The following is a 2,693-nucleotide window of genomic DNA, read 5'->3' as shown; positions in this document are numbered from 1 at the left end:
GATGCGCCGCCCGTACGGCGCCGGTCGAGGCGACCCGAACGCCGGAACCCGCGCCGCGGCCCGGCCGCCGTCGCTGCGGTTCAGTCCGCGCCAAAACAAAAAGGGCGCGGGCCGAAAGCCGCGCCCCTCAGAGCGAGTCCCGTCAGGACCGGGTCAGAGAACCACCACGTCGGCACCCATGGGCGCGCGGTTGTAGAGGTCGATCACGTCCTCGTTCAGCATGCGGATGCAGCCGGAGGAGATGGCCTGGCCCAGCAGCTCGGGCTGGTTGGTGCCGTGGATGCGGAACAGGGTGTCGCGGTTGCCCTGGTAGAGGTACAGCGCGCGGGCGCCCATGGGATTGTGCGGGCCCGGCCCCACATAAGACGGCAGGCCGGAAATGCGCTGGTGGATTTCGGGGGTGGGGGTCCAGCTCGGCCACTCGGCCTTGCGGCCCACCTTCGCCTGGCCGCGGAATGCCAGGCTCTCCTCGCCCACGGTCACGCCGTAGCGGATCGCCTTGCCGTCCTTCTCCACCAGATAGAGGTACTTGTTGGGGGTATCGACGACGATCGTGCCCGGCTTCTTGCTGGTCGGATAATCGACAATGTGCCGGGCCAGCCGGCCCTCGGGCTTGACCTTGGTGTAGGGAGCCTGAGCGAGAAGCTGCTTGTCGCGCGGCTTCAGCGCAGATTCCGGGGTCGGCGACATGGTTTCAGAAACGCAGCCGCTGAGCGCCGCACCGAGCAGAAGTGCCCCTACCGCCCGCCAGTTCATCTGTGCCTCTTAATGTGTGTTCCTCCCCGCGGAGGAATCAAAAAAGTGTCGAGAAATGAATTAACCCAAGCCTCCACCGTCTTGAAGGGGATGCCGCTGCGTCGCGGGCGTCTTCTCACCCAGCGTTGCAGAAATGCCGCACAGCTTAGATTTTGTGCGGGAAATTCGCGAATTCGCAAGCATTTGGCGGCTTGATCGTGGAATGACCTCGTAGGGGCCGCAGCGATTGCACAGTTTTGACGCAGTCGATGGCCATCTAGGAGAGGTCTTGCAGTAAGCGCCTCAAGTTTCGGGGCGTGCGATTAGGAGAGGGATATGTCGACCGACCAGCCGTCGCAGGGGCTCAGCCAGCGTAGCGAGGCCGAACTGAAGCGGGCGCAGGCCCAACAGGTGCCCCAGTGGGGCGCGATCGGGATTTCGGCCGTGGCCGCCGCCGCGCATCAGAGCAGCGACAAGCGCGCCGCAGAGATGAAGAATGCCGAGAAGCGCGTCGTCACCCTTCGCGACATCGAGTATTTCGCGGCCTGAGTGACAGGCGGACCCGGCGACTTCCGCGTCGTCGGGTATGATCGGACGGAGGCGAAGCGTGCGCGGGGGCGCCGCCAGCCGATTTCCTCCGGACCGGGAGCGAGCTAGGAAGTGCGCTCCCCGCGGCCCGAGGTCTTGCCATGCTCACAGCCTATGTTCCTGCCAACGGCAGCCTGACCGCGGTTCCCGTGACGGACCCGTCGGCCTGCCGCAGGGCTTCGTATGGCTCGATCTGGTCTCGCCGAGCGAAGGCGAGGACAAGATCATCGAGCAGGCGCTCGGCATCGAAATACCGACCCGCGAGGAAATGGGCGAGATCGAGCAGTCGAGCCGCCTCTATATCGAGGGTAGCGCGCGCTACATGACCGCCGCCGTGCTCTGCGGCGCCGAAACCGAGACCCCCTTCATCGCCGCCATCAGCTTCATTCTGGCCGGCACCAGCCTGGTGACGGTGCGGTATGGCGATCCGCGACCCTTCACCACCGTAAAGCACAGGCTCGGCAAGGCCTGCCCCGTCAGCATCGACGGCGAGAGCGTGCTGATACAGCTGCTCGACGCGGTGGTGGACCGCGCCGCGGACGTACTGGAGCAGATCGGCGCCGACGTCGAGCGCATCTCGCACAACATCTTCCGGCGCGAGCGCGTGTCGCGCGAGAGCGCCAACCAGCGCTACCGCGCCATCCTGTCCCATATCGGCCGCAAGGAGGGGCTCGTCTCCTCCGCCCGCGAGAGCTTGGCCTCGCTGCAGCGCATGCTGTCCTTCCTCGGCACCGAGACCGACGGCCTATCGGTCACCAAGGACCACCGGGCTGCCATCAAGTCCATGAGCCGCGACGTGGCCGGCCTCTCGGACTATGCCGCCTTCATCGGCGACAAGCTGCAGTTCCTGCTCGACGCCACCATCGGCATGGTGGGCCTGGAGCAGAACAACATCATCAAGATCTTCGCCGTCATCACCGTGGTGCTCATGCCGCCGACCCTGATCGGCGCCATCTACGGGATGAATTTCAAGGACATGCCGGAGCTGGACTGGGCCTTGGGCTATCCCATGGCCCTGGGGCTCATGCTGTGTTCGGCCATCTTCCCCTACCTCATCTTCAAGTGGCGCGGCTGGCTGTAAGGGCGGGGACCGGCGAGACGGCCGGCGCGCTCCCGCATTAGACTGCCGGGAACGGCACAGGATTCGCGGGGCCGGCGGGAGACGTGCGCAGCCATGGCCAAGCGTGACCAGACGAGCTTCGCCTGCCAGGCCTGCGGCGCGGTCTATACCCGCTGGCAGGGCAAGTGCGACGCCTGCGGCGCGTGGAACACCATCGCCGAGGAGGCCGCCAGCCGTCGCCCAGGCGGTGCCGGCGGCCCAGCGCGCCGAGCCGCAAGGGGCGCGCGGTGGCGCTGGAACGCTGGAGGGC

At 66.5% G+C, this 2,693-nt stretch carries 2 protein-coding genes and 2 pseudogenes; 3 read left to right on the top strand and 1 reads right to left on the bottom strand.

Translation table 11 applies throughout. The features are described 5' to 3' along the window. Nucleotides 1–153 precede the first annotated feature (153 nt). Nucleotides 154–756, bottom strand: a complete 603-nt coding sequence (locus tag AC2W7M_RS23340) for a L,D-transpeptidase (RefSeq protein ID WP_486135304.1) — start codon at nucleotides 754–756, stop codon at nucleotides 154–156. A gap of 315 nt (nucleotides 757–1,071) precedes the next feature. Here AC2W7M_RS23340 and AC2W7M_RS23335 point away from each other — a divergent pair, with 315 nt between their 5' ends. The 3 genes and pseudogenes from AC2W7M_RS23335 to AC2W7M_RS23325 all read left to right on the top strand — a co-directional run. Beyond that, a complete protein-coding gene (locus AC2W7M_RS23335; RefSeq protein ID WP_486135302.1) occupies nucleotides 1,072–1,284 on the top strand; it encodes a hypothetical protein in 213 nt (70 codons plus the stop codon). A 140-nt stretch (nucleotides 1,285–1,424) separates the two neighbouring features. Then, a pseudogene (locus AC2W7M_RS23330) lies at nucleotides 1,425–2,404 on the top strand (magnesium transporter CorA family protein). Between the two features lie 93 nt (nucleotides 2,405–2,497). Then, a pseudogene (locus tag AC2W7M_RS23325) lies at nucleotides 2,498–2,693 on the top strand (hypothetical protein); the annotation flags it as partial.

The sequence above is a fragment of the Xanthobacter sp. BG11Y11_SDJG genome (assembly GCF_057364445.1).
The sequence above is the reverse complement of the archived record's forward strand: the minus strand, read 5'-3'. Positions and strand labels throughout refer to the sequence as shown.

Coding starts and splice junctions, on each gene's coding strand:
- AC2W7M_RS23340 (WP_486135304.1), bottom strand. CDS start 756: ATGAACTGGCGGGCGGTAGGGGCACTTCTGCTCGGTGCGGCGCTCAGC.
- AC2W7M_RS23335 (WP_486135302.1), top strand. CDS start 1,072: ATGTCGACCGACCAGCCGTCGCAGGGGCTCAGCCAGCGTAGCGAGGCC.